The 25,688-nt window shown below is 46.3% G+C and carries 23 protein-coding genes and 2 tRNA genes; all 25 read left to right on the forward strand.

The features are described 5' to 3' along the window. The first annotated feature begins 1 nt into the window (after nucleotide 1). The 25 genes from MKY62_RS00350 to pabC all read left to right on the forward strand — a co-directional run bounded on the left by MKY62_RS00350 (nucleotide 2) and on the right by pabC (nucleotide 25,683). Nucleotides 2-232 carry an anti-sigma-F factor Fin family protein gene (locus MKY62_RS00350; protein WP_003178210.1) on the forward strand — a complete coding sequence of 77 codons (231 nt, stop codon included), beginning with the start codon at nucleotides 2-4 and terminating at the stop codon, nucleotides 230-232. Between the two features lie 64 nt (nucleotides 233-296). Beyond that, a complete protein-coding gene (mfd, locus tag MKY62_RS00355; protein WP_003178212.1) occupies nucleotides 297-3,830 on the forward strand; it encodes a transcription-repair coupling factor in 3,534 nt (1,177 codons plus the stop codon). Nucleotides 3,831-3,967: 137 nt separating this feature from the next. Next, nucleotides 3,968-4,504: a stage V sporulation protein T gene (spoVT, locus tag MKY62_RS00360; RefSeq protein ID WP_003178213.1), complete on the forward strand. Its 537-nt coding sequence runs from the start codon at nucleotides 3,968-3,970 to the stop codon at nucleotides 4,502-4,504. A 213-nt stretch (nucleotides 4,505-4,717) separates the two neighbouring features. Then, nucleotides 4,718-6,310: a polysaccharide biosynthesis protein gene (locus MKY62_RS00365; protein WP_003178215.1), complete on the forward strand. Its 1,593-nt coding sequence runs from the start codon at nucleotides 4,718-4,720 to the stop codon at nucleotides 6,308-6,310. Next, the gene (gene mazG / locus MKY62_RS00370) at nucleotides 6,300-7,769 is read left to right on the forward strand and encodes a nucleoside triphosphate pyrophosphohydrolase (RefSeq protein ID WP_003178217.1); all 1,470 of its coding nucleotides are present in this window, start codon (nucleotides 6,300-6,302) and stop codon (nucleotides 7,767-7,769) included. The genes MKY62_RS00365 and mazG overlap by 11 nt, the downstream gene beginning before the upstream one ends. Nucleotides 7,770-7,775: 6 nt before the next feature. After that, nucleotides 7,776-8,039, forward strand: a complete 264-nt coding sequence (locus MKY62_RS00375) for an RNA-binding S4 domain-containing protein (protein ID WP_003178218.1) — start codon at nucleotides 7,776-7,778, stop codon at nucleotides 8,037-8,039. A 76-nt stretch (nucleotides 8,040-8,115) separates the two neighbouring features. After that, nucleotides 8,116-8,424 carry a sporulation protein YabP gene (gene yabP, locus MKY62_RS00380; protein ID WP_011197470.1) on the forward strand — a complete coding sequence of 103 codons (309 nt, stop codon included), beginning with the start codon at nucleotides 8,116-8,118 and terminating at the stop codon, nucleotides 8,422-8,424. After that, nucleotides 8,421-9,047, forward strand: a complete 627-nt coding sequence (gene yabQ, locus MKY62_RS00385; RefSeq protein ID WP_003178221.1) for a spore cortex biosynthesis protein YabQ — start codon at nucleotides 8,421-8,423, stop codon at nucleotides 9,045-9,047. Before yabP ends, yabQ begins: the two co-directional genes overlap by 4 nt. 16 nt (nucleotides 9,048-9,063) lie before the next feature. Further along, a complete protein-coding gene (locus MKY62_RS00390) occupies nucleotides 9,064-9,441 on the forward strand; it encodes a septum formation initiator family protein (protein ID WP_003178224.1) in 378 nt (125 codons plus the stop codon). 79 nt (nucleotides 9,442-9,520) lie between these two features. Beyond that, the gene (locus tag MKY62_RS00395) at nucleotides 9,521-9,919 is read left to right on the forward strand and encodes a S1 domain-containing RNA-binding protein (RefSeq protein WP_003178226.1); all 399 of its coding nucleotides are present in this window, start codon (nucleotides 9,521-9,523) and stop codon (nucleotides 9,917-9,919) included. 150 nt (nucleotides 9,920-10,069) lie between these two features. Beyond that, nucleotides 10,070-10,143, forward strand: a tRNA-Met gene (locus MKY62_RS00400). A gap of 10 nt (nucleotides 10,144-10,153) precedes the next feature. Then, nucleotides 10,154-10,225 (forward strand) — tRNA-Glu (locus tag MKY62_RS00405). A 209-nt stretch (nucleotides 10,226-10,434) separates the two neighbouring features. Beyond that, nucleotides 10,435-12,924, forward strand: a complete 2,490-nt coding sequence (gene spoIIE, locus MKY62_RS00410; protein ID WP_003178229.1) for a stage II sporulation protein E — start codon at nucleotides 10,435-10,437, stop codon at nucleotides 12,922-12,924. Between the two features lie 76 nt (nucleotides 12,925-13,000). Continuing rightward, complete coding sequence (locus tag MKY62_RS00415; RefSeq protein WP_003178231.1) at nucleotides 13,001-13,738, forward strand: VWA domain-containing protein; 738 nt, start codon at nucleotides 13,001-13,003, stop codon at nucleotides 13,736-13,738. Next, the gene (locus MKY62_RS00420) at nucleotides 13,707-14,741 is read left to right on the forward strand and encodes a serine/threonine-protein kinase (RefSeq protein ID WP_003178233.1); all 1,035 of its coding nucleotides are present in this window, start codon (nucleotides 13,707-13,709) and stop codon (nucleotides 14,739-14,741) included. The genes MKY62_RS00415 and MKY62_RS00420 overlap by 32 nt, the downstream gene beginning before the upstream one ends. 102 nt (nucleotides 14,742-14,843) lie before the next feature. Next, nucleotides 14,844-16,274, forward strand: a complete 1,431-nt coding sequence (gene tilS / locus MKY62_RS00425) for a tRNA lysidine(34) synthetase TilS (RefSeq protein WP_003178234.1) — start codon at nucleotides 14,844-14,846, stop codon at nucleotides 16,272-16,274. Continuing rightward, nucleotides 16,258-16,797: a hypoxanthine phosphoribosyltransferase gene (gene hpt, locus MKY62_RS00430; RefSeq protein WP_003178236.1), complete on the forward strand. Its 540-nt coding sequence runs from the start codon at nucleotides 16,258-16,260 to the stop codon at nucleotides 16,795-16,797. Before tilS ends, hpt begins: the two co-directional genes overlap by 17 nt. Before the next feature lie 96 nt (nucleotides 16,798-16,893). After that, nucleotides 16,894-18,813 carry an ATP-dependent zinc metalloprotease FtsH gene (ftsH, locus tag MKY62_RS00435; protein ID WP_003178238.1) on the forward strand — a complete coding sequence of 640 codons (1,920 nt, stop codon included), beginning with the start codon at nucleotides 16,894-16,896 and terminating at the stop codon, nucleotides 18,811-18,813. Nucleotides 18,814-19,015: 202 nt separating this feature from the next. Continuing rightward, entirely contained in the window at nucleotides 19,016-19,792 is a 777-nt protein-coding gene (locus MKY62_RS00440; RefSeq protein WP_003178242.1) for a type III pantothenate kinase, read from the forward strand. Between the two features lie 11 nt (nucleotides 19,793-19,803). Further along, complete coding sequence (gene hslO / locus MKY62_RS00445; RefSeq protein WP_003178244.1) at nucleotides 19,804-20,673, forward strand: Hsp33 family molecular chaperone HslO; 870 nt, start codon at nucleotides 19,804-19,806, stop codon at nucleotides 20,671-20,673. 52 nt (nucleotides 20,674-20,725) lie between these two features. Beyond that, nucleotides 20,726-21,616 (forward strand): peptidyl-prolyl cis-trans isomerase, encoded by an 891-nt coding sequence (locus tag MKY62_RS00450; protein WP_003178246.1) that lies wholly within the window; start codon nucleotides 20,726-20,728, stop codon nucleotides 21,614-21,616. A 75-nt stretch (nucleotides 21,617-21,691) separates the two neighbouring features. Next, nucleotides 21,692-22,615 carry a cysteine synthase A gene (cysK, locus tag MKY62_RS00455; protein WP_003178247.1) on the forward strand — a complete coding sequence of 308 codons (924 nt, stop codon included), beginning with the start codon at nucleotides 21,692-21,694 and terminating at the stop codon, nucleotides 22,613-22,615. 196 nt (nucleotides 22,616-22,811) lie between these two features. Beyond that, nucleotides 22,812-24,245: an anthranilate synthase component I family protein gene (locus tag MKY62_RS00460; RefSeq protein ID WP_003178250.1), complete on the forward strand. Its 1,434-nt coding sequence runs from the start codon at nucleotides 22,812-22,814 to the stop codon at nucleotides 24,243-24,245. Continuing rightward, nucleotides 24,242-24,826 carry an aminodeoxychorismate/anthranilate synthase component II gene (gene pabA / locus MKY62_RS00465; protein ID WP_003178252.1) on the forward strand — a complete coding sequence of 195 codons (585 nt, stop codon included), beginning with the start codon at nucleotides 24,242-24,244 and terminating at the stop codon, nucleotides 24,824-24,826. The genes MKY62_RS00460 and pabA overlap by 4 nt, the downstream gene beginning before the upstream one ends. Further along, nucleotides 24,823-25,683 carry an aminodeoxychorismate lyase gene (gene pabC, locus MKY62_RS00470; RefSeq protein ID WP_003178253.1) on the forward strand — a complete coding sequence of 287 codons (861 nt, stop codon included), beginning with the start codon at nucleotides 24,823-24,825 and terminating at the stop codon, nucleotides 25,681-25,683. The genes pabA and pabC overlap by 4 nt, the downstream gene beginning before the upstream one ends. The last annotated feature ends 5 nt before the right edge of the window (nucleotides 25,684-25,688 follow it).

Genomic DNA, 25,688 nt, shown 5'->3' on the forward strand with positions numbered 1-25,688 from the left:
TATGGCTTTACATTATTATTGCCGGCATTGCGGCGTTAAAGTCGGAAGTCTTGACCATTCTTATGTAAACAGTGAACAGTTAGGCTTTAACCACTTAACAAATGATGAAAGAAACGATATGATTTCTTATATGGATAATGGGGATTTACACGTGAAGACGATATGTGAAGATTGTCAAGAAGCGCTTGAGCGAAACCCGGATTATCACCAATATCATTCATTTATTCAATAGATAGCTTTGGTGTAGAGACTAGACCAAAGCATTTTTCTATTTGAGGAAGAGAGGAGGGGCTCATTTGAACAATATTCAATCCTATATAACAAAAAGCGATGATTTTAAATCCATCGTCAACGGCTTGAACGAAGGGCTGAAGGAACAGCTGCTTGCGGGGCTCTCCGGATCTGCCCGGTCGTTATTTACAGCCGCTCTTACAAAAGAAACGAGACGGCCGGTATTTTTAATTACGCATAACCTTTATCAGGCTCAAAAAATTACAGATGATTTAACAGGGCTGATAAAAGATCAGCCTGTCCTTTTATATCCTGTCAACGAATTGATTTCTTCTGAAATAGCGGTGGCAAGCCCTGAGCTGCGCTCGCAAAGGCTTGATGTCTTAAATAGGCTTGCAAGCGGTGAAACGCCTATCGTTGTTGCTCCGGCAGCAGCCGTCAGAAGAATGCTGCCTCCTGTCGAAGTATGGCAAAACAGTCAGATTCACATTGAGACGGGGCGCGACATTGACCCGGAACAGCTGCTCCAGAAGCTCGTTCAAATGGGGTATGAGCGTACAGATATGGTGGCGGCGCCAGGCGAATTCAGCATACGCGGGGGCATTATCGATGTCTACTCTTTGACTGAAGAAAATCCTGTCCGGATTGAATTGTTTGATACAGAAGTTGACTCGATTCGTATATTCAATACGGATGATCAGCGCTCACTGGAAACGCGCGATGAAGTAACGATCGGCCCTGCGAAGGAACTGATCGTGCGGGATGAAGACAGGCAAAGGGCGCTTGAACAAATCGATCAAGGCCTTGCCAACAGCCTTAAAAAGCTGAAGCTCGATAAACAAAAGGAAATTCTCGACCAAAATATCGCGGAAGACAAAGAGCGGCTCAAGGAAGGGCATATCGGCCAGGAAATGGTCAAATACCTTTCTTATTTCTATGAGAAGCCTGCTAGTTTACTAGATTATTTCCCGAAAAATACCTTGCTTATACTAGATGAAATCAGCCGTATTCATGAAATGGAAGACCAGCTGCAAAAGGAAGAGGCAGAATGGATTACGAGCCTGCTTGAAGAAGGGAAAATCCTTCATGATACATCGATGTCATTTCCTTTTCACAGCCTCATTTCAAAACAGTCCCGCCCGATTTTGTATTACTCGCTGTTTTTAAGGCATGTGCAGCACACCAGTCCGCAAAACATCGTCAATGTTTCAAGCAAGCAAATGCAGAGCTTTCACGGACAAATGAATGTGCTCAAAAATGAGATCGAACGGTTTAAAAAATCGAAATATACGACGGTTTTTCTCGGAGACAGCAAAGAGCGCGTCGAAAAACTAGCATCTGTACTGTCCGACTATGACATCGAAGCCGCACAGGCCGACCAGGATGCAGCGCTCGCCCAAGGCCAGATTTACATTATGGAAGGCGGTCTTCAATCCGGTTTTGAGCTTCCGATGATCAAGCTGGCCGTTATCACGGAGGAAGAGCTGTTTAAAAAGCGTGTCAAAAAGCAGGCGCGCAAACAAAAACTGACCAATGCCGAACGGATTAAAAGCTACTCGGAGCTTCAGATCGGCGATTATGTCGTTCATGTAAACCACGGTATCGGAAAGTATTTAGGGATTGAAACGTTGGAGATCAACGGCATTCATAAGGACTACCTGAATATTCACTACCAGGGAAGCGACAAGCTTTACGTACCGGTTGACCAAATTGATCAGGTGCAAAAATACGTCGGTTCCGAAGGTAAAGAGCCGAAGCTTTATAAACTCGGGGGAAGCGAATGGAAACGGGTTAAGAAAAAGGTTGAAAGCTCTGTTCAGGATATCGCCGATGACTTGATCAAGCTCTATGCCGAAAGAGAAGCAAGCAAAGGCTACGCGTTTTCACCCGACCATGAAATGCAGCGTGAATTTGAAGCCGCATTTCCTTATCAGGAGACAGAGGATCAGCTGAGATCGATCCATGAGATTAAAAGAGACATGGAAAAAGAAAGACCGATGGACCGGCTCCTTTGCGGCGATGTGGGCTACGGCAAAACCGAAGTGGCGATCCGCGCCGCTTTTAAGGCGATTGCAGACGGAAAACAGGTCGCCATCCTTGTGCCGACTACGATCCTCGCACAGCAGCACTATGAAACGATATTGGAGCGCTTTCAGGACTACCCGATTAATATCGGTTTGCTCAGCCGGTTCCGGACGAGAAAAGAAGCAAATGAAACGATCAAGGGCTTGAAAAACGGAACGGTAGACATCGTGATCGGCACTCACAGGCTGTTGTCCAAGGATGTCGTATACAAAGATCTTGGTCTGCTTATCATCGATGAAGAACAAAGGTTCGGTGTCACACATAAGGAAAAAATTAAACGCATTAAAGCGAATGTCGACGTTTTGACGTTAACGGCAACTCCGATACCTCGAACCCTTCATATGTCCATGCTTGGTGTCAGAGATTTGTCAGTCATTGAAACGCCTCCGGAAAACCGCTTCCCGGTACAGACGTACGTTGTCGAATACAACGGGGCCTTGGTCAGGGAAGCGATAGAACGCGAGCTGGCCAGAGGCGGTCAGGTTTACTTCCTGTACAACCGGGTGGAGGATATTGAAAGAAAAGCAGAAGAAATCTCGATGCTTGTACCTGACGCCAAGGTGACGTACGCCCATGGAAAGATGACAGAAAACGAACTCGAATCGGTCATGCTGAACTTCTTAGAGGGAGAATCGGATGTACTAGTCAGCACGACGATTATTGAGACGGGCGTTGATATTCCAAACGTCAATACTTTGATCGTATTTGACGCAGACAAGATGGGGCTTTCCCAGCTGTACCAGCTGAGGGGCCGCGTCGGCCGCTCAAACCGTGTAGCTTACGCTTATTTTACGTACCGGAAGGACAAAGTCCTAACGGAAGTGGCTGAAAAAAGGCTTCAGGCGATTAAAGAATTTACAGAACTCGGGTCAGGATTTAAAATCGCGATGCGCGATTTGACGATCCGCGGCGCCGGAAACCTTTTAGGTGCGCAGCAGCACGGGTTCATCGATTCTGTCGGTTTCGATTTATATTCGCAAATGCTCAAGGAAGCAATAGAGGCGCGCAAGGGAGATGCACCGCAAGCTGAAAAGTTTGAGCCGGAAATCGATTTGGAGCTTGACGCATATATTCCGCAGACGTATGTGACAGACGGCAAGCAAAAAATAGATATGTATAAACGGTTTAGAGCGATTTCAACCATTGAAGAAAAGAGCGAGCTTCAAGACGAGATGATCGACCGCTTCGGCGAATATCCGAAAGAAGTAGAATATTTATTCGCCATCGCTGAGGCGAAGGTATATGCCATCAAGGAACGCGTCGAGCTGATCAAACAGGATAAAGACGCCGTCAGACTGACAATTGACGAAAAAGCTAGTGCCGAAATTGACGGTCAAAAACTGTTTGAACTCGGCAGCAAGTACGGCAGACAGATCGGCCTTGGAATGGAAGGGAAGAAATTGAAAATCTCGATTCAAGTGAAAAACCGAAAACCGGAGGAATGGCTGGAAACGCTTCTCGACATATTGAAGGGCCTTCAAAACGTTAAAAAGCAAACGATCGCTTCATCGTAAAAATTTGTTGTTTCTCGCGTATATTACATTTGATGTGAAGGATACTAAAACCAATCAAGAGTGGAGAGTGTTACATAAGTACACAGCTCTGTTTATATCCACCAGATATATCATCAAATGAAAGAGAGGCAGCAGAGATGAAAGCAACTGGTATCGTACGTCGAATTGATGATTTAGGCCGGGTCGTGATCCCGAAGGAAATCCGCAGAACTTTGCGCATTCGTGAAGGAGACCCTTTGGAAATATTTGTGGACCGGGATGGGGAGGTTATTTTAAAAAAGTATTCTCCGATCAGCGAGCTCGGCGACTTTGCAAAAGAGTATGCAGATGCGCTTTATGACAGCATGGGCCATTCCGTGCTGATTTGCGACCGGGATGTGTATATCGCAGTATCCGGGGGGTCTAAAAAAGACTATTTAAACAAATCGATCAGCGACATGGTCGAAAAGGCGATGGATCAGCGCACTTCTGTTTTGGACGGAGACGCGAAGACGATTCAGCTTATTGATGGTATTGACGAAGAGGTTGCTTCTTATACCGTCGGCCCGATTGTTGCAAACGGCGACCCGATCGGAGCGGTTGTCATTTTTTCAAAAGACCAGTCAATCGGCGAAGTGGAACATAAAGCGGTTGAAACTGCCGCCGGCTTTTTGGCCCGGCAAATGGAACAATAGGTCTCATTCCTTTTATTTTGACATTCCTGCTCAAACGAGCCGGAATGCCGAAAGTGTTTTTTCTCAGCTTGAATCAGCATCAGCATTGGAACAGCACCTTTTGGGCTGTTCTTTTTTAATTCACACTTGCAGGAGGGGTGCAAGCCCTGAATATGGTATAATAAGCTCGTTTCGTGCGCTTTTTAGAAAGCGCATTGGAAGGAGCTTAAAGGAATGGGGTTTTTAAAGGGCCAAAGACAATTGCTTTGGCAAGGCGCCTTTGTACTTTCATTGGCGGGGATATTATCAAAGATATTAAGCGCTGTATATAGAGTGCCTTTTCAAAATATAGTTGGAGATGTCGGTTTTTATATTTTTCAGCAGGTGTACCCGATGATCGGAATATCTGTCATGCTTGCCACCTCCGGGTTCCCGGTCATCATTTCAAAGTTGCTGAATGATTACGGGTCCGCAAACCGGGCAAAGATTCTCCGCGTGTCTATGCTCTTTTTATCGGCTGTCGGCCTCGGCTTTTTTCTACTCTTGTTTGCCGGAGCTGGAGCCATCGCAGGGTTTATGGGCGATCTCGACCTTGCCGGGGTGATCCGCGCCGTGTCGTTTTCTTATTTGCTGCTTCCGTTTGTGTCTTTGCTGAGAGGCTATTTTCAAGGAAGCGAACGGATGCTGCCGACGGCACTTTCTCAAATTGGAGAACAGATACTTCGGGTTGGGGCGATTCTTGTTTTGACGTGGTGGCTCGTCAAAAGCGGCTTTTCCTTATATGACGCCGGTGCAGGGGCGGCCTTTGGCTCTCTTGTCGGCGGCCTTGCGGCGTTTTTCATTCTCGCCGTGTTTTGGGCCAAGCGTGAAAAGAAAGCCACTGCCGTCCGAATTGAGGCCGGGACGGGTGATATTTTAAAACAGCTGTGTCTGTATTCGGTTACGATTTGTACCGCCGGCCTCATGCTGATCCTCATCCAGCTCGTCGACGCATTGCACTTGTATTCATTGCTGGCCGGACAAGGAATGGGCGAACTTCAGGCGAAACATACAAAAGGAGTGTATGACAGGGGGCAGCCGCTTTTGCAGCTGGGAACCGTTTTTGCTGCGAGCATTGCGACGGCTCTTGTCCCGTCCCTTACGAAAGCGAAGAAAAAGGGAGAAACTGCAGTGCTGGAGGAAAAGATCCGGTATTCGCTAAAAATGAGCTTTGTCATCGGCACTGGAGCAGCCGCCGGTCTGATTTGTATTTTGGAGCCGGTCAATGTCATGCTGTTTAAAAACAGCGATGGAACGGCTGCGCTCCAAATTTTCAGCGCGTCGATTCTCTTTGCATCGCTGGCGATGACGATGACTGCTGTTTTGCAAGGACTCGGCAATACATGTCTTCCGGCTGTATTCGTCTGCTGCGGCATTTTGGTGAAAGCCGTATTGAACGAGCTTCTGATCCCCGGTTTCGGCATTTCCGGCGCTGCTTTTGCTACTATGATGTCATTTGCCGCTGTTGCGGGGCTCAATTTTTTTCAGCTGAAAAGAAAAGGCTGGATTAAGCTGTCGGAATACAGGATAGCGGGTGTTTTGTTGTCGGCTGTGATCATGTCGGCCGCTCTGGCGGTGTGGCTTTTTGCATTTGAAGCGGCCATACCACATAAAAGCAGATGGATCTCAGCGGCGGAAAGTCTTAGCGCCGTTTTCGTCGGCGGCGTTGTCTTTTTGTCCGGTATCTTCACATTGCGCGTGTTTTCAGAAAAAGAACTTGAGCTTGTGCCTTTTGGCAGCAAGCTCCTGACATTAAAAAGAGAAAGGGGCGGCAGGCATGGCCGGTAAAATCACGGTAGTCGGCCTTGGGGCAGGCGATATGAATCAATTAACCCTCGGTGTATATAAACGGCTCACACAAGCGGAGGTTCTTTATGTCAGGACGAAAGACCATCCATTAATAGAAGACCTGAAAAAAGAAATAGCGGAGATTCATTTTTTTGATGAGGTCTATGAAAAGCATGATCAATTCGAAGATGTTTACGAGGAGATCGTAGAGCGGCTTTTTGAGGAGGCGAAGCAGGGGGATGTGCTCTATGCCGTTCCAGGCCATCCGTTCGTCGCTGAAAAAACGGTCCAGCTTTTGCTTGAGAGGCGTGGGGCTCATCAGGCCGATGTCGTCGTCGAGGGAGGCCACAGCTTTATTGATGCGACGTTAAATGCTTTGCAGATCGATCCGATTGACGGGTTTCAGTTTGTCGATGCCGTCCGGTTTTCAGCCGACGAAGTCGAGCTCCGTCATCATTTGATTATTTGCCAGGTATATGATCAAATGACGGCTTCAGAGGTCAAACTGACGTTAATGGAAAAGCTTCCTGATGACTATGAAGTCGTCATTGTAACAGCGGCCGGAAGCAGCATGCAAGACATTCGGACAGTGCCTCTTTACGAATTGGACAGAAGCGTGGGCATCAATAATTTAACGAGCGTCTATGTGCCGCCTGTCAAAGACGAAGAGATTCTCCACCAGGAATTTTCGATGTTCCGCAGTGTCATCAGAAAGCTGCGCGGACCGGACGGTTGCCCTTGGGACCGAAAACAAACCCATGAGTCGCTCAAAAAGTACTTAATCGAGGAATGCTATGAGGTGCTAGAGGCGATTGATGAAGAAGATCCCGACCACTTAGTAGAGGAGCTTGGCGATGTGATGCTCCAAGTTCTTCTGCATGCGCAGATCGGCGAGGATGACGGCCTTTTTACAATTGACGATGTGATTCGCGGCATCACCGCAAAAATGATCAGAAGGCATCCGCACGTCTTCGGAGAGGTCTCTGTTCGTGATGAGGCCGACGTCATGGTAAACTGGGAAGAGATCAAGAAGCAGGAGAAACAAGCGGACGATAAATCCCTCCTCGACGATATTCCAAAGCCGCTTCCTGCTTTGTCAAAAGCGAACAAGCTTCAGAAAAAGGCGGCAAAGACCGGGTTCGACTGGTCGAATGTCCAGGATATTTGGGATAAAGTCCAGGAGGAAATGAAAGAATTTTCTTCAGAAATTTCCGAAGCCGAACAGCACAGCAAAAAAATGAAAGAAGAGTTCGGCGACCTTTTATTCGCGCTCGTCAATATCGGCCGGTTTTATAAAATTGAACCGGAAGAAGCCCTCGCGATGACAAACGCCAAGTTTTACAGAAGGTTCACATATATTGAACAATCTGCAAAGCGCATGGGCAAGGATCTGGAAAGTATGACGCTTGAAGAAATGGACGAACTGTGGAATGAAGCGAAAGGCATTGAAAGGAGCTGACAAGCGATGAGACTCGACAAATTTCTCAAAGTATCAAGGCTGATTAAAAGACGGACGCTTGCAAAAGAAGTGGCTGACCAGGGAAGAATTTCGATCAATGGCCAGCAGGCGAAAGCAAGCTCTGTTGTCAAAGCGGGGGACGAGCTTGCGGTGCGTTTCGGCCAAAAACTTGTAACCGTCAAAGTCAATGAATTGAAGGATACGACAAAAAAAGAAGAAGCCGCTGATATGTATACCGTTCTCAAAGAGGAGAAGCTGGGAGGAGAATAGGCTTGTTCTAAAAAAATCCCCCGTCTCATACAATGCAGTATCGAATCTTTAGTATGAGGATATGGGGGATGAATCGATGAATGTATATTATGATCAGCACAACCCTTCCGGCGGGGCATCTGGTCCTGAACATAATGTGACGATGAAGGGCCGCAAGCTTCTGGATATATCCGGTGTCAAGCAGGTCGAGAGCTTTGACAACGAGGAATTTTTACTTGAGACGGTAATGGGCATGCTTGCAGTCAGAGGCGAAAACCTGCAGATGAAGAATCTCGATGTGGAAAAAGGCGTTGTCTCCATCAAGGGAAGAGTGCTTGATCTCGTCTATTTGGATGAGCAGCAGGGGGAGAAAGCTAAAGGATTTTTTAGCAAGTTGTTTAAATGACGCTGACCACACAGTTCTATACGATGCTGGCCATGGCCGGAATGGGGGCATGGCTTGGCGCTTCCCTTGACACCTATACCCGTTTTGTCGTTCGCTCGAAAACAGCAAGGTGGCTGTTGTTTCTCCATGACTTTTTGTTTTGGGTAGTACAAGGCCTCCTTTTTTTCTATGTTTTGCTGAGCGTGAATGAAGGGGAATTCCGAATTTATATCTTTCTGGCGGTCATGCTTGGTTTTGCCGCTTATCAGAGCCTTTTTAAGCAGGTCTATATCAAGCTTTTGGAATGGATGATTTCCTTTTTTATATTCATCTCCAGGCTGGGCTCAAAGATGATGCGGATGATGGTGTTTCGGCCTGTTGTATGGACGTTTCAAGCCATTTTAGCCATCATTCTCTTTACAATGAGAAATATCTATGTTCTTTTTCGTTTTTTTGCGGTATGTTTATATAAGATATTAAAATTTGCAGGATACCCGATTTATTTTATACTATATCAATGCTGCAGGCTTCTTCCCGCCCCGGTTCGGGGATTGTTGAGACGCTTTTTGCAAAAAGGAGCAGGATTTTTCGAAAAGGGGAAGAAACTATTCATAACAATTAAGGCAAAACTTTTAAAAAAATGAAGGGAGGCCGTCTGGAATGAATGATCCCACAAGACGCAACATATCGCAAATACAGAACGAATACAAAGAGCAGATGGAGCGAAAACAGCAGCAGCTGAAAAGAAAAAGACGCGGTCTATACAGACGGTTGATGGTTTTCGGCGCCGTTGTGCTGCTGTCGGCGATTGTGATTGTCAGCTCGCTCTGGTCGCAGACTTCGGATATCAGCGCGAAGCAAGAGAAGAAAGCTGAGCTTTTGAAACAATTGGAACAGCTGGAAGCAAAAAAATCGGATTTGAAAGATGAGATTGTGAAATTAAAGGACGAGGACTACGTTGCAGAGCTTGCCAGAAAGGATTACTACCTCTCAAAGGATGGCGAAATCATCTTCAAGTTTGAAGATAAGAGCAAGTAGCCTTGTTGACACTTAATTTTTTCTTTATGTATAATTAAACAAATGATCTTTTTTAAGTCTAAGGAGGAGCACTTTTTTTATGTCGATTGAAGTTGGCAGCAAGTTGCAAGGGAAAGTAACAGGTATTACAAATTTCGGAGCGTTTGTTGAACTGCCTGGAGGATCAACAGGTCTTGTTCATATCAGCGAAGTAGCCGATAACTACGTGAAGGACATTAATGATCATCTGAAGGTCGGTGATCAAGTAGAAGTTAAAGTTATTAATGTTGAGAAAGATGGGAAAATCGGCTTATCGATCAAAAAGGCTGTAGACCGTCCTCAATCATCAAGACCTGCGAGACCTAAAAATGATTTCCGCTCTAAAGAAACGTTTGAACAGAAAATGAATAAGTTTTTAAAAGACAGTGAAGATCGCTTATCGTCTCTAAAACGCAACACGGAATCAAAACGTGGAGGGCGCGGAGCAAGAAGAGGTTAACTTGCTGCTTTCTATATAAACGAAAGGCATTCGTCTTATCCCAACGGATGCCTTTTTATTTTCTAATAAAATTTTTATTAAAATTTCTATTGACGGATAGGGCAATCCTTTGTATTATAGAACTTGTGCGTTAAAAGAAATCAACAACATGGCGGTGTAGCTCAGCTGGCTAGAGCGTACGGTTCATACCCGTGAGGTCGGGGGTTCGATCCCCTCCGCCGCTACTTATATGAAGGCCCGTTGGTCAAGTGGTTAAGACACCGCCCTTTCACGGCGGTAACACGGGTTCGAATCCCGTACGGGTCATTCCGGAAACCGGCTTCTTCTGAAGCCGGTTTTTTGCTGCATAAAAATATGCAAAATAACGGGAATGGACTCGACTTATCAAGAGTGATTGAAGCATGCTACAAAAAGCGTCGAACAGTTCTTTGAATTCGTTACCTTCTTTTGACAAAATCCTATTTCATCTTTCGCTATAATGGCAAGCAACGAATAAACGAGTGGGAGATGAGAGCATGGAAAAAGCGGAAAGAAGAGTGAACAGCCCAATAGCTGGACCTGCTGTTCAAAAATTGTATTCATGGTTTGGCAGCATGACGAAGCTTATGATGCAGCATTTATATTCCCTCTTTTTTTATAAAGGGCTGATCTATATGGTCATCGGTTTTTTATTGGGACGAGCCTTCATTCTGTCAGAGGTCATTCCCTTTGCTCTTCCATTTTTCGGAGCGATGCTTTTAATCAAAAAAGATAAAGCTTTCCTTGCATGCCTGGCGCTTCTTGCCGGAGCTCTGAGCATATCGCCTCAGCATTCGCTGTTCGTGCTTGCGGCTCTGTTTGCATTTGCGATATGTACAAAAATGACGTCCCTTATTATAAAAGACCGTGTCAGAACGCTGCCTGTCGTCGTCTTTTTGGCGATGGCTGTGACAAGATGCGGATTCGTATATGCCGAATACGGAACGGTTTCAGGTTATCACTATATTATGGCTTTCGTTGAAGCCGGATTATCGTTTATCCTCACATTGATTTTTCTGCAAAGCCTGCCGATTGTCACATCAAAGCGGGCGAAACAGTCGCTGAAAATTGAAGAGATCATTTGTTTTATGATTTTAATCGCTTCCGTTCTCACGGGCTTGACAGGCGTTTCATTTCAAGGCATGCAGGCTGAACTGATATTGGCCCGTTATGTCGTGCTCGCTTTCGCGTTCATCGGAGGCGCAAGCATCGGCTGTACAGTCGGGGTTGTGACCGGGCTGATTCTCAGCCTCTCAAACATCGGCAATTTATATCAGATGAGCCTGCTGGCTTTCTCAGGCCTTCTCGGCGGTTTGCTAAAAGAAGGAAAAAAGTTCGGCGCAGCGGTCGGCTTATTGATTGGATCTCTATTGATTTCTCTGTACGGAGAAGGTTCGGCTGAATTAGTGCCGACGCTTTATGAATCTCTGATTGCAATCGGCCTGTTCCTTTTAACCCCTCAGTCGATTACGAAAAAAGTGGCCAAGTATATACCTGGAACGACTGAGCACGCCCAGGAACAGCAGCAGTATGCAAGGAAAATCCGCGATGTCACCGCCCAAAAAGTCGATCAGTTTTCGAACGTTTTTCACGCTTTATCCGAAAGCTTCGCTACCTTTTATCATTCAGCTCCGGACGATGAAGGAAAAGAAAAAGAGATCGATCTGTTTTTGAGCACGGTGACAGAACATTCCTGTCAGTCATGCTATAAGAAAAACAAGTGCTGGGTTCAGAACTTTGATAAAACATATGATTTGATGAAACGGGTTATGCAGGAAACGGAAGAAAAGCAATATTTTAAAAACCGCAAGCTGAAAAAGGAGTTTCATCAGCACTGCTCCAAATCAAAGCAAGTAGAAGCGCTGATTGAAGACGAGCTGACTCATTTTAGGGCGAACCAGACATTAAAACAAAAGGTGCATGACAGCAGACGTCTCGTTGCAGAGCAGCTTCTCGGCGTTTCTCAGGTTATGGCGGACTTTTCTCGGGAAATAAAAAGGGAAAGGGAGCAGCATTTTATTCAAGAAGAGCAAATTCGGGATGCGCTGCAGCACTTCGGCATCGAGATTCAGCAAGTCGAAATATACAGCCTTGAGCAGGGAAACATCGATATTGAAATGAGTATCCCGTATTGCAACGGCCATGGAGAGTGTGAAAAAATCATCGCTCCGATGCTGTCCGATATTTTGGAAGAACAAATTATCGTCAAAGCAGAACAGTGCGCCGGCCATCCGAATGGATATTGTCATGTTGCCTTCGGTTCGGCGAAGTCATACAGGGTGGTGACAGGAGCCGCGCATGCAGCAAAAGGCGGAGGGCTTGTCTCCGGCGACAGCTACAATATGATGGAGCTCGGCACCGGCAAATATGCCGCCGCCATTAGCGATGGTATGGGAAATGGCGCAAGGGCCCATTTTGAAAGCAATGAGACGATCAAGCTGCTGGAAAAGATTCTTAAGTCGGGCATCGACGAAAAAGTGGCGATTAAAACGATTAACAGCATTCTTTCATTAAGGACAACAGATGAAATTTATTCGACATTGGATTTATCGGTCATCGATCTTCAGGATGCGAGCTGCAAGTTTTTGAAAATCGGCTCCACCCCGAGCTTTATTAAAAGAGGCGATCAAATTATAAAAGTGCAGGCCAGCAATCTGCCGATCGGCATCATTACAGAATTCGATGTCGATGTTGTCAGCGAGCAATTAAAAGCGGGAGACCTTTTGATCATGATGAGCGACGGAATCTTTGAAGGGCCGAGACATGTGGAAAATCATGATCTGTGGATGAAGCGCAAATTGAAATCGCTGAAAACCGAGGAGCCGCAGGAAATCGCCGACTTAATCATGGAAGAAGTGATCCGGACAAGGTCGGGTCTGATTGAGGACGACATGACGGTGATTGTCATCAAGCTGGACCATAATACGCCAAAGTGGGCCTCCATTCCGGCGCCGGCTTTTTTCCAAAAGAATCAAGAGATTTCTTAGCATTCGTATAAATCAAATTTCTTCTGGCGATGATGGAACTAAATCAAGATATCTTTGTCCAGGAGGAATAAAAACGATGAAAAAGGGGCATTTGAATCAAATCCTGCTTTTGACGGACGGCTGTTCAAACCGCGGCGAAGACCCGCAGGCCATGGCTGCCTTTGCGAAAGAGCAGGGAATTACCGTGAATGTGATTGGGATTATGGACGAGCATGAAATGGATCAGGAGGCGATGAAAGAAGTCGAAGGGATCGCTCTCGCAGGCGGAGGAGTTCACCAGTTGGTTTACACGTCGCAGCTGTCGCAGACCGTTCAAATGGTGACAAAAAAGGCGATGACGCAAACCATTCAAGGCGTGGTCAACAGTGAGCTCAAACAAATTCTCGGCAAGCATACCGAAATGGATGAACTGCCTCCTGATAAACGCGGTGAAGTCATGGAAGTCGTTGACGAGCTTGGTGAGACCGTGCATCTTCATGTACTGGTTCTTGTCGATACAAGCGCAAGCATGAATCCGAAGCTTCCGACCGTTAAAGAAGCGTTGATAGATCTTTCCATCAGTCTCAATTCAAGAATCGGCGAAAACGAATTTGCGATGCTTATATTTCCCGGGAAAAAACAAGAGGTCGAACTTGTGCTCGATTGGACCCCGAAGTTTGAATCTCTTTCTTCAATATTTTCCAAGCTTTCAGCCGGTGGCATTACACCGACAGGACCCGCAATACGAGAGGCGATTCAGCATTTTAACAAAATCGGCTCAAGAAGGAGAATGTTAGAAGACGATGAAAAACGCTTCGACGAGTTTGGCGGCTAGTCTAAAGCCGGGTGCAGCCGTTGTTGGAAAGTGGAACAATCATTCCTACAAGATCATCAGACAGCTTGGAAAAGGGGCAAATGGGGTTGTTTATCTGGCCGATTCAAGAAAGGGCCGGGTTGCATTAAAAGTGAGCGATGACAGCCTGTCCATTACCTCGGAAGTGAATGTTCTGAAATCTTTCTCAAAGGCCCAGGCAAAAGCAATGGGGCCTTCTTTTTTTGATGTGGATGACATGATGGTTACAGGCACCGGCAAAAAACTTTCATTTTATGTCATGGAATATATTGAAGGTCCGCTTCTTTTAAGATATGTAAACGAAAAAGGCGAGGAATGGACTCCGGTGCTGATCAGCCAGCTTCTCTCAAGCCTGTCGGCGATTCATCGCGAAGGATGGGTGTTTGGAGATTTAAAGCCCGAGAATTTAATCGTGACGGGTCCTCCGCCGCAAATCCGCTGCATTGATGTGGGCGGGACGACAAAAGAGGGCCGGGCAATTAAGGAATATACGGAGTTTTTTGACAGAGGCTATTGGGAATTCGGCACTCGTAAGGCTGAGCCGTCGTATGACCTGTTTTCAGTCGCCATGATTATGGTGAACTGTGCGGTGAAAAAAGAATTCAAGAAGACAGCAAGGCCTCAGGAGCAGCTCATGTCAGTCATTGACGGACATCCGTTTTTAAAACGGTATAAACCGGTTCTTGCTTCTGCTTTAAAAGGAAGCTATCGAACAGCTGATGAAATGAAGGGAGATCTTCTGGAAATCGGCCGGCCGCCACGAATGCAAAGCAGCCGCCAGTCGAGAACAGCCCGTTCCTCATCGGCATCTGCCCCGTCGCAAGGCCTGCGGCATAAGCAGGGGACGCCTCAGCAGCAAAGGTTAAGGAGCGGGCGCAGAAAGCAAAGAAACCCTTCTAAATCCGGCGGTGTTTTTGAAACGCTGTTGATCGTCGTAAGCGTTCTTGCCCTTTACTTTGCGTATATCGTTCTCTTTTTTATTTAGCTGTGCATTCTCGGCGGATAGCTCTTCTTTGCAGGGACCGATTGAAAGTGTTAGGATATTTATATCTTTTGAAATACACCCTGCTCTTAGTGGGAGGACATTGTGAAAAGTATTGAAGATTTCATGAAAAAATACGAACTGTCATTTGATGGAGTGACGCTGATTGCAGGTGTCTCCGGCGGACCTGATTCGATGGCGCTTTTGCATGCTCTGCACCATACGGTTCCCGCTTCTGCAACGCTGATTGCCGCACACGTCGATCATATGTTCAGAGGCGAAGAGTCCGAGCGTGATATGCGGTTCGTTCAGGACTACTGCGAGGCGGAAGGCATACAATGCGAGGCGGTGCAAATCGATGTCCTGGCATTTGCCGCTGAAAACAATCTGAATAAACAGGCTGCTGCGAGAGAATGCCGGTATGCGTTTTTTCAAGAGTTAATGAAAAGGCACCGGGCCGAATACCTGGTTCTGGGTCATCATGGAGATGATCAGGTGGAGACGATGCTGATGAAGATGGCAAAAGGCACTGTCGGAATCGGGCTTGCCGGAATTCAGCCAAAGCGCCGTTTTGACAGCGGCTGGCTGCTCAGGCCGTTTCTGAGGCTGTCAAAGGATGATCTTTTGGCTTACTGCAAAGAGAATCGAATACCGTTTAGAACCGATCCGAGCAACAGTGAGGATGATTACACCAGGAACCGGTTCAGGCACCATGTTCTCCCTTTTCTGAAGAAAGAGTCGGAAGATGTCCATAAAAGGTTTCAATCCGTCAGTGAATTCCTGACAGAAGACGAATTATACTTACAGGCATTAACGAAAGACAAAATGAATACAGTAATCACAAGCAAGTCAAGTTCAGGCGTGGAAATCAGCATCGAACGACTTCTTGCGCTCCCTATGCCTTTACAAAGAAGGGGAGTTCATCTAATATTAAACTATCTTTATGAAAACGTTCCATCAGCGTTTTCAGCCCATCATATTCAAGTGTTTCTGGATTGGATTTCACAAGACGGACCATCCGGTTCCCTTGATTTTCCGAATGGGTTAAAAGTCGCAAAATCTTATCATACATGTTTGTTTACATTTCAGCGTTTACAATGTGAAAATGTTTCCTATCATTATGAAATAAGCGGGGCAGGCGAAGAAGAACTGATACTTCCCGGCGGCTCCTCCCTTCATGTGAGCGGACCCGGTTCAACCCGGAAGCTGCAAGGAAATGATGTTTTTGCAACAAGTCCCAAGCAGGTTCAGTTTCCCCTTTACGTACGGACAAGGCAAAACGGAGACCGAGTCAAACTTAAAGGGATGAACGGCACAAAAAAGGTTAAAGATATATTTATTGATGAAAAAGTGCCTCTTTCAAAAAGAGACAGCTGGCCCATTGTAACAGACGCGGTTGGAAACATTATCTGGATACCTGGTCTGAAAAAAACCATTTTTGAGGAACTTGATGTTACAAACAACGATCGCATTGTATTACAATATAGACAGCATGAAAAGTGTAGGGGGCTAGCAAAGAATGAAACAGGATATTGAAAATATCTTGATCTCGGAAGAAGAGATCCAAAAGAAAGTCAAGGAGCTGGGCGCGACTCTGACAGAAGAGTACAGCGGCAAGTTTCCGCTGGCAATCGGTGTGTTAAAAGGAGCCATGCCGTTTATGGCTGATCTTTTAAAGCATATTGATACATATCTGGAAATGGATTTCATGGATGTATCAAGCTACGGCAGTTCCACGGTTTCTTCCGGAGAGGTGAAAATCATAAAGGATTTGGACACATCTGTAGAGGGCCGTGACATCTTAATTATTGAGGATATCATCGACAGTGGGCTGACCTTGAGTTATCTTGTAGAGCTTTTCCGATACCGCAAAGCAAAATCGATTAAGATCGTAACCCTTCTTGATAAACCAAGCGGACGAAAAGCGGATATCAAAGCGGATTACGTCGGCTTTGAAGTTCCCGATGCTTTCGTTGTCGGATACGGTCTCGATTATGCTGAACGCTATCGTAATCTTCCGTACATCGGAGTGCTGAAACCTGCGGTTTATGAGAGCTGATACGGGCTTGTTAGCGAAAGGGATATCTGTTGTATTGGAACGATTTTCTATGATACTATTGAACATAGTTGTGCTTACTGTGGGAGGAGGTAAGGAATGAATCGGGTCTTCCGTAATACCATTTTTTATTTACTTATTTTATTAGTTGTGATCGGAGTTGTGAGCTACTTCCAAACCGCAAATCCGAAAACAGAAAATATGACGTATAGTGACTTTGTTTCAAACCTAGAAAACGGGAAGGTTGAAAATGTCTCCATCCAGCCTGTCAGGGGTGTGTACGAGGTTCGGGGGCAGCTGACGACCTATGAGAAAGATCAGTATTTCCTGACCCATGTTCCTGAAGGAAAAGGGGCAGATCAAATCATTGATCAAGTGAAAAAAACGAAGATACAAATAGAACCTGCGCAAGAAGCAAATGGATGGATGACGTTCTTTACCACCATCATCCCTTTTGTTATTATCTTCATTCTTTTCTTCTTCCTGCTTAATCAGGCTCAAGGCGGCGGCAGCCGTGTTATGAACTTTGGAAAAAGCAAGGCGAAGCTCTATACAGAAGAAAAGAAACGCGTCAAATTCAAAGATGTGGCAGGAGCGGATGAAGAAAAGCAAGAGCTTGTGGAAGTCGTTGATTTCCTCAAGGATCCCCGCAAATTCGCCGAGCTCGGTGCAAGAATTCCGAAAGGCGTGCTTTTGGTCGGACCTCCGGGTACCGGTAAAACATTGCTGGCGAAAGCATGTGCCGGTGAAGCAGGGGTGCCTTTCTTCAGCATCAGCGGATCTGACTTCGTTGAAATGTTCGTCGGGGTTGGTGCATCACGTGTTCGCGACTTGTTTGAAAACGCCAAGAAAAATGCGCCGTGTCTGATTTTCATCGATGAGATTGATGCTGTCGGACGCCAGCGGGGAGCAGGCCTTGGCGGAGGTCACGATGAACGTGAACAGACGCTCAACCAGCTTCTTGTTGAAATGGACGGATTCAGCGCCAATGAAGGAATCATCATCATCGCTGCGACAAACCGCGCCGATATTTTAGACCCTGCATTGCTGCGCCCGGGACGTTTTGACCGTCAAATTACTGTTGACCGCCCGGATGTCAAAGGCCGTGAAGCTGTACTTCAAGTACACGCAAGAAACAAGCCTCTTGATGAATCCGTAAACCTAAAAGCGATCGCGATGCGGACGCCAGGGTTCTCGGGTGCAGACCTTGAAAACCTTTTAAATGAAGCGGCTCTTGTGGCGGCGCGTCAAGATAAGAAAAAGATCGATATGCGAGACATCGATGAAGCGACAGACCGCGTCATCGCCGGACCTGCAAAGAAAAGCAGGGTGATCTCGAAAAAAGAACGCAATATCGTGGCTTATCACGAGGCGGGACACACCGTTATCGGACTTGTCTTGGATGAGGCGGATATGGTGCATAAAGTAACGATTGTACCGCGCGGCCAAGCAGGCGGATATGCCGTCATGCTTCCTAAGGAAGACCGTTATTTCCAAACCAAACCCGAACTTCTCGATAAGATTGTCGGCTTGCTTGGAGGCCGTGTAGCTGAGGAAATCATCTTCGGCGAGGTCAGCACGGGCGCCCATAATGACTTCCAGCGCGCTACAGGCATTGCCAGACGAATGGTAACCGAATTCGGTATGTCTGAAAAGCTCGGTCCTCTTCAATTCGGACAATCGCAAGGCGGGCAAGTATTCTTGGGTCGAGATTTCAACAATGACCAAAACTACAGCGACGCGATTGCGTATGAAATCGATAAAGAAATCCAGCGCTTCATTAAGGAATGTTATGAACGTGCAAAAACAATCCTTACTGAAAATCGCGACAAACTTGAGCTGATCGCTCAAACATTGCTGGAAGTTGAAACGCTCGACGCTGAGCAAATCAAGCATTTGTCTGAGCACGGAAGACTTCCTGATCGAACATACTCTGATGATCAGGAGAAGACAGATGATGTGAAAGTCAACATCAATAAACGAGATGACGAAGAGAAAAACGAGGATGAAAAAGAGTAATGACGCTTTTTCGTCTCTTCAGGAAAACTGCCAAGCTCTGCTTTTGGCAGTTTTCTTTTTTTATGGCTGAAAAAATCCGCTTTGGAAAATCTTTCTCCTCACCGGTTTGATTCGTTTACAAACAGAATCGGCATCGTGTATTGTATGATGGTAGAATGTTTTATGTCCAAGTAAGAGAAACTAGTCAAAAGTGGTGATCAGAATGTTGCTTGTTATAGATGTAGGAAATACAAACACCGTCCTTGGCATCTACCACGAAGGAGAGCTCGAATATCATTGGCGGATTGAGACAAGCCGCCATAAAACGGAAGACGAATTCGGCATGCTTCTTCGTTCTTTATTTGATTATGTCGGACTGATGTTTGACCAGATCGAGGGGATTATTATTTCATCAGTTGTACCACCGATCATGTTCTCCCTCGAAAGAATGTGTATCAAATATTTTCAGATCGAGCCTCAGATTGTCGGTCCGGGAATGAAAACAGGATTAAACATAAAATACGATAATCCGAAAGAAGTCGGAGCAGACCGCATTGTAAACGCAGTAGCCGCTATTCATCTCTATGGCAGCCCCTTGATTGTCGTTGATTTTGGAACCGCTACGACGTACTGTTACATTAATGAGCGCAAGGAATATATGGGTGGTGCGATCGCGCCGGGCATCACGATTTCAACTGAAGCGCTTTATTCAAGAGCTGCCAAGCTTCCCAGAATTGAAATTGCACGGCCTGATCATATAGTCGGCAAAAGTACGGTCAGCGCGATGCAGTCCGGAATTCTTTACGGCTATGTCGGACAGGTTGAAGGCATTGTCAAACGGATGAAATGGCAGTCTAAGAAAAATCCGAAAGTCATAGCGACGGGCGGCCTTGCTTCCTTGATTGCAGACGAATCGGACTGCATCGATATTGTTGACCCGTTCCTTACGTTGAAGGGGCTAGAGCTCATTTATGAACGGAATCGTGTTGAAAGTGTATAGGAGGATGAGGTATGGATTATTTAGTGAAAGCCATTGCATATGACGGCAAAGTGAGGGCATATGCAGCGAATACAACAGAAACGATTCATGAAGCCCAAAGAAGGCATAACACATGGCCTACCGCTTCCGCCGCTTTAGGAAGAACGATGACGGCGGCTGTCATGCTCGGCGCCATGCTGAAAGGCGAAGACAAGCTCACCGTTAAGATTGAAGGAGGCGGACCGATCGGCGCGATTGTCGCTGACGGAAATGCAAAAGGAGACGTCAGGGGATACGTGTCCAATCCGCACGTTCATTTCGACTTAAATGAACACGGCAAACTTGACGTCAGAAGAGCCGTCGGTACGTCAGGAACGCTAAGCGTAGTAAAAGATCTCGGTCTCCGCGATTTATTTACAGGCCAGGTTGAGATCGTTTCCGGAGAAATCGGCGAGGATTTTACTTATTATCTCGTGTCCTCTGAACAGGTTCCTTCTTCGGTGGGTGTAGGGGTGCTCGTCAACCCCGACAATACGATTTTAGCTGCAGGCGGATTTATCCTGCAGCTGCTGCCGGGAACGGACGACGAAACCATCACGAAGCTTGAAACAAACCTTTCACAAGTGGAGCCAATTTCAAAGCTGATTCAGAAAGGTTTGACACCTGAGGAAGTGCTGGCTGCGGTATTGGGAGAAGAACCGGAAGTACTGGAAACCGTTCCTGTCCGATTTACATGCAATTGTTCAAAAGAACGTTTCGCAAGAGGCATCATCGGTCTTGGCAAGGATGAAATTCAACAGATGATTGATGAAGATGGCCAAGCCGAGGCTCAATGCCATTTTTGCAATGAAACGTATCTGTTTACAAAGGAAGAGCTTGAAGCGCTTCGAGATGAAATATAAGCCCGCTATCCAGTAGCGGGTCTTTTACAATGGGGAAAGGGGAGACACCATATTGAAATCGAGAACACTTTGGCCGATTATTTTAGGTGCGATCTTCGTCAATTGCATTGTGATCGCGTATGTTCTGACGAAAGCGCAGACCGCTTCTTCATCGTCAGCTCAAGAAGTCATTGCCCATATCGGAAAAAACGGCATCACGCGTGAAGAATGGCTGAGCGAAATGGAAGAGCGCTACGGAAAATCAACCCTTGAAGATATGATCAACGACCGCGTAGTTACCCAAATGGCCGAAAAAAACAAGATCAAAGTGTCTGATGATGACATTGAAAGAGAATTTCTGCTGATTAAAGCTGTATACAATTCCTTCTACGAAGACGAAAACACAACAGAAAAAGAATGGAAAGAGCAGATCAAGCATAATATTCTTCTTGAAGAGCTCCTGACAAAAGACATTGTCATTTCTGACAGCGAATTGAAGTCATTCTATAACAAAAATAAGGACTTATATAAATTCGATGATTCTTATCGCCTCAAGCATATCGTTGTCAAAGATAAAGATGAAGCAGAACAAGTTCTTAAAGAACTGAAGGAAGGGTCCAGTTTTGAAGCGGCCGCAGCCGAACACTCGACTGACCGGTATACGGCTCCTTACGGCGGCGACCTCGGTTTCGTCAATGATCAGCATGAAAACGTTCCGGCCGAATATTTGGAGAAAGCTGAACAACTAAAGGAAAATCAATGGGTGGATGAACCGATTAAAACAAGCCAGGGCTATGCGATTATCCAGCTCAAAGAAAAGCTCCCGGGGCAAGCTTTCACTTACAGCGAAGTGAAAAATCAAATCAGAAGGCAGATCGCGATGGATCAATTAGGCGATAAAGCTTCTGTCAAGACGCTCTGGAAAGATGCGAAAGTGTCTTGGTTTTATGACGATAAAAAATAAAGATTGACAAAATATTTTGATATTGATAAATTAGATATAATCCCAATAAAATTACTCGGAAATTGAGGTGTTCAAATGGTTCGCGTTGCAAACTCTGTTTATGACTTAATCGGAAATACACCTGTCGTTAAATTAAATCGACTAGTTGATGAAGACAGTGCTGAAGTATATGTGAAACTGGAGTATATGAACCCTGGAAGCAGCGTAAAAGACCGGATTGCGCTTGCTATGATAGAAGACGCTGAAGAGAAAGGCCTTCTGAAAGAAGGAGATACACTGATTGAACCGACAAGCGGAAATACAGGAATCGGACTTGCCATGGTCGCTGCAGCGAAAGGCATCAAAGCGATTCTTGTTATGCCTGATACAATGAGTTCTGAGCGCCGCAACCTTCTGCGTGCATATGGAGCTGAGCTTGTGCTGACTCCAGGTGCTGAGGGAATGAAAGGCGCGATTAAAAAAGCGGAAGAACTGGCTGAGGAACACGGCTATTTTATGCCTCAGCAATTTAACAACCCTGCGAACGCAGAAGTTCACCGCCGCACGACGGGAAAAGAAATCGCTGAACAATTCGGAGACGGTTTAGATGCTTTCATTGCAGGTATCGGAACCGGCGGAACGATAACGGGTGCCGGAGAAGTTCTGAAAGAAAAAAATCCGTCCATCAAGATTTTCGCGGTGGAACCGACTGATTCTCCTGTTCTTTCCGGAGGAAAACCAGGGCCGCACAAAATTCAGGGAATCGGAGCGGGATTCGTTCCGAAAATCTTGAATACGGAAATTTACGATGAAATCATCACAGTGAAAAACGAAGAAGCCTTTGAATTTGCCCGTAAAGCGGCGAGAGAGGAAGGAATTCTCGGAGGAATTTCTTCAGGCGCAGCCATCTGTGCTGCTCTTCAAGTTGCTAAAAAGCTTGGAAAAGGCAAAAAAGTTCTCGCTGTGCTTCCTAGTAACGGAGAGAGATACTTAAGCACGCCTCTTTACCAATTTGAATAGGCTCCAGCTGAAACAGGAGGCTGCCGACGATGTCGGCGGCCTTTTGTTTGTCATGGAGCGCAGCCCTTTTAAAAGCTCGGTGTCCTTGAGTGAACATGCTCAAGGGCTTTTTTCTGTATTGGAAATGAAATTCTCTTTTCCTAGAAAAAAGATATGCATTACAATAAGGACATTAGACTAACGGCAGAGGAATGATATGATGAGACAACGAAGGCCTGTAGCCAGAGCGTTCCCATTTTCCAATCAACAGTTTTTGCAGCAATATGAAAGCCTATCGAAAGGAAAAGAATACCACGTTCTGCTGGAAAGCGCGAGAGGCGGAGAATACAGCATAGCCGGACTCGACCCTGTCGCAATAGCGAAAGGGAAAGACGGTATCACGACGATTCAATATAAAGGGGACGTCATATTCAAAGAGGGGGATCCGTTTCTGCAGTTTTCTCAATGGTTTGAAACGCTGAAAACGGAGACAGTTGCAGATTTTCCCGACTTTCAGGGCGGGGCTGTCGGTTTTCTTAGCTATGACTATGCCCGGTATATTGAGAAATTCAAAATCCTGTCTATTGATGATCTGCAAACGCCGGATTTATTCTTTCTCGTATTTGATGATATAGCCGTCTATGACCATGAGCAGCAGCAGCTTTGGGTGATTACCCACACTGATGAAGAAACGCCGGCCGCTGCGGAAGAGAAATTGGACAGGCTTGAGCAAATGTGGAAGACGGAACATCCGAAGGCCGCTGGAGGTCATCAGCCGAATGATAACAAAGGCCCGGCATTCGCGGCCTCATTTACAGAAGCCGGCTTTTCTCAGGCTGTTGAGAAAGTGAAGCAATACATCGCAAGCGGTGACGTATTTCAGGTGAATCTTTCTGTTCGCCAGTCGGAGCGCCTTTCTGCGCCTCCTTATGAGGTGTATAAGATGTTAAGAGAAATCAACCCTTCGCCGTACATGGCCTACTTGGAAACCCCGGATTTTCAAATCATCTGCGGGTCGCCTGAACTGCTCATTAAGAAAAAGGGCACCAGGCTTGAAACAAGGCCGATTGCCGGAACGCGATCCCGCGGGGCGGATGAAGCGGAGGATGAAGCGCTCGCGAACGAATTGATCATGAATGAAAAAGAGCGCGCCGAACATGTGATGCTCGTTGATTTAGAGCGTAATGACCTCGGCAGGGTCTCCAAGTACGGTTCGGTCCGGGTCGATGAATTCATGGTGATTGAGAAGTATTCCCACGTCATGCATATTGTCTCAAATGTGTGCGGTGAACTAAGGGATGAATGCGATGCCGTTGATGTCATCCATGCCGTGTTTCCCGGAGGTACGATCACCGGAGCGCCGAAAGTCAGAACGATGGAAATTATTGAGGAGCTTGAGCCAACGAGACGGGGGCTTTATACTGGTTCTATAGGGTGGTTCGGATATAATCAGGATATGCACTTTAATATCGTCATCCGAACGATTTATGTGAAAGCGGGCCAGGCGTTCATGCAGTCGGGAGCGGGAATCGTCATCGATTCAAATCCTAGGCATGAATATAAAGAGTCAATTAAAAAGGCCCTGGCGATGAAAAAGGCGCTGCAGTTGAGTGAAGAAGAGAAAAAAGAGCAGAGGAGAGCTGAGATATGATTCTAATGATCGACAATTACGATTCGTTTACGTACAACTTGGTTCAGTATTTAGGCGAGCTTGGCGAGGAGTTGGTCGTCAAGCGGAACGATGAGATCACCCTTCAGGAAATAGAGGACATGTCGCCTGACTTTTTGATGATTTCTCCCGGGCCTTGCAGTCCGGATGAGGCCGGGATCAGCCTTGAAGCGATCCGCCATTTTGCCGGGAAAATACCGATTTTCGGGGTTTGCCTCGGACACCAGTCGATCGCCCAGGTTTTCGGCGGCGATGTCGTCAGGGCAGAGCGGCTAATGCATGGGAAAACTTCCGAGATTTCGCACGACGGGCTGACGGTTTTTAAAGGCCTGGAACATCCGCTCACGGCCACGAGGTATCATTCTTTGATCGTCAAACCGGATACACTGCCCGATTGTTTTGAGACATCGGCTTGGACGGAAGAAGGGGAGATTATGGCCATCAGGCATAAAGAACTGCCGGTTGAAGGCGTTCAGTTCCATCCAGAGTCGATTATGACCGCTTACGGAAAAGAGATGCTGAAGAATTTTATTGAGACTTACCGAAAGAAAGTGAACGCATGATCATTTACCTGAACGGTCAATATGTAAAGGAGGAGGAAGCAAGACTTTCTCCTTTTGACCATGGTTTTTTATACGGAGTCGGGGTATTCGAAACGTTCCGGCTTTATGAAGGGAAGCCCTTCCTTTTAGACTGGCATATGGACAGATTGAACAACGCTTTGGAACAGCTGAAAATTGAGCTTGAGCTGACAAAAAGCGAAGTGCTTGTCATTCTTGACAGGCTGCTTCAGTTGAATCAGCCGCAGAATCTGGATGCGAGGGTCCGGCTAAATATATCCGCCGGTCCCGGCGGCCCCGGCCTTTTTCCTGATTCATACAAAAATCCCGGCGTCATGGTGATGATGAATCCTTTTCAGCCTGCATCCGTTCCGGCTGAAAAGGAGGGCGTCATCTTGCAGGTCCGCCGCAATACGCCAGAGGGTCCGTTCCGCTTGAAATCGCATCACTTTTTAAATAATTTGTACGGAAAAAGGGAGCTCGGACATGGCGCGGCCAAAGAAGGGATTTTTCTTACCGAAGGCGGAGCTGTAGCTGAAGGAATTATTTCCAACGTTTTTTGGCGGAAAGGCAGCTGTGTGTATACACCTTCTCTTGATACCGGCATATTAGGCGGTGTCACACGCCGCTACGTCATCGAGCGCCTTGCAGATATGGGAATCGAAGTCATAGAGGGGGTATACCCCTTGGAAGAGCTTCTCTTTGCGGACGAAGCATGGATGACCAATTCCGTTCAGGAAATCGTTCCATTCCGGAGAATCGGCAGCACTGAATTTCCGGGAAAGGATGGAAATTTGTCGAAACGTCTGCAAGAGGCATACACTAATGATAGGAAAGCAGCAAAAGAATATTTGAGTTAAAGGGT

This window comes from Bacillus sp. FSL R7-0646 (genome assembly GCF_037969865.1).
Classification (GTDB): domain Bacteria; phylum Bacillota; class Bacilli; order Bacillales; family Bacillaceae; genus Bacillus; species Bacillus licheniformis.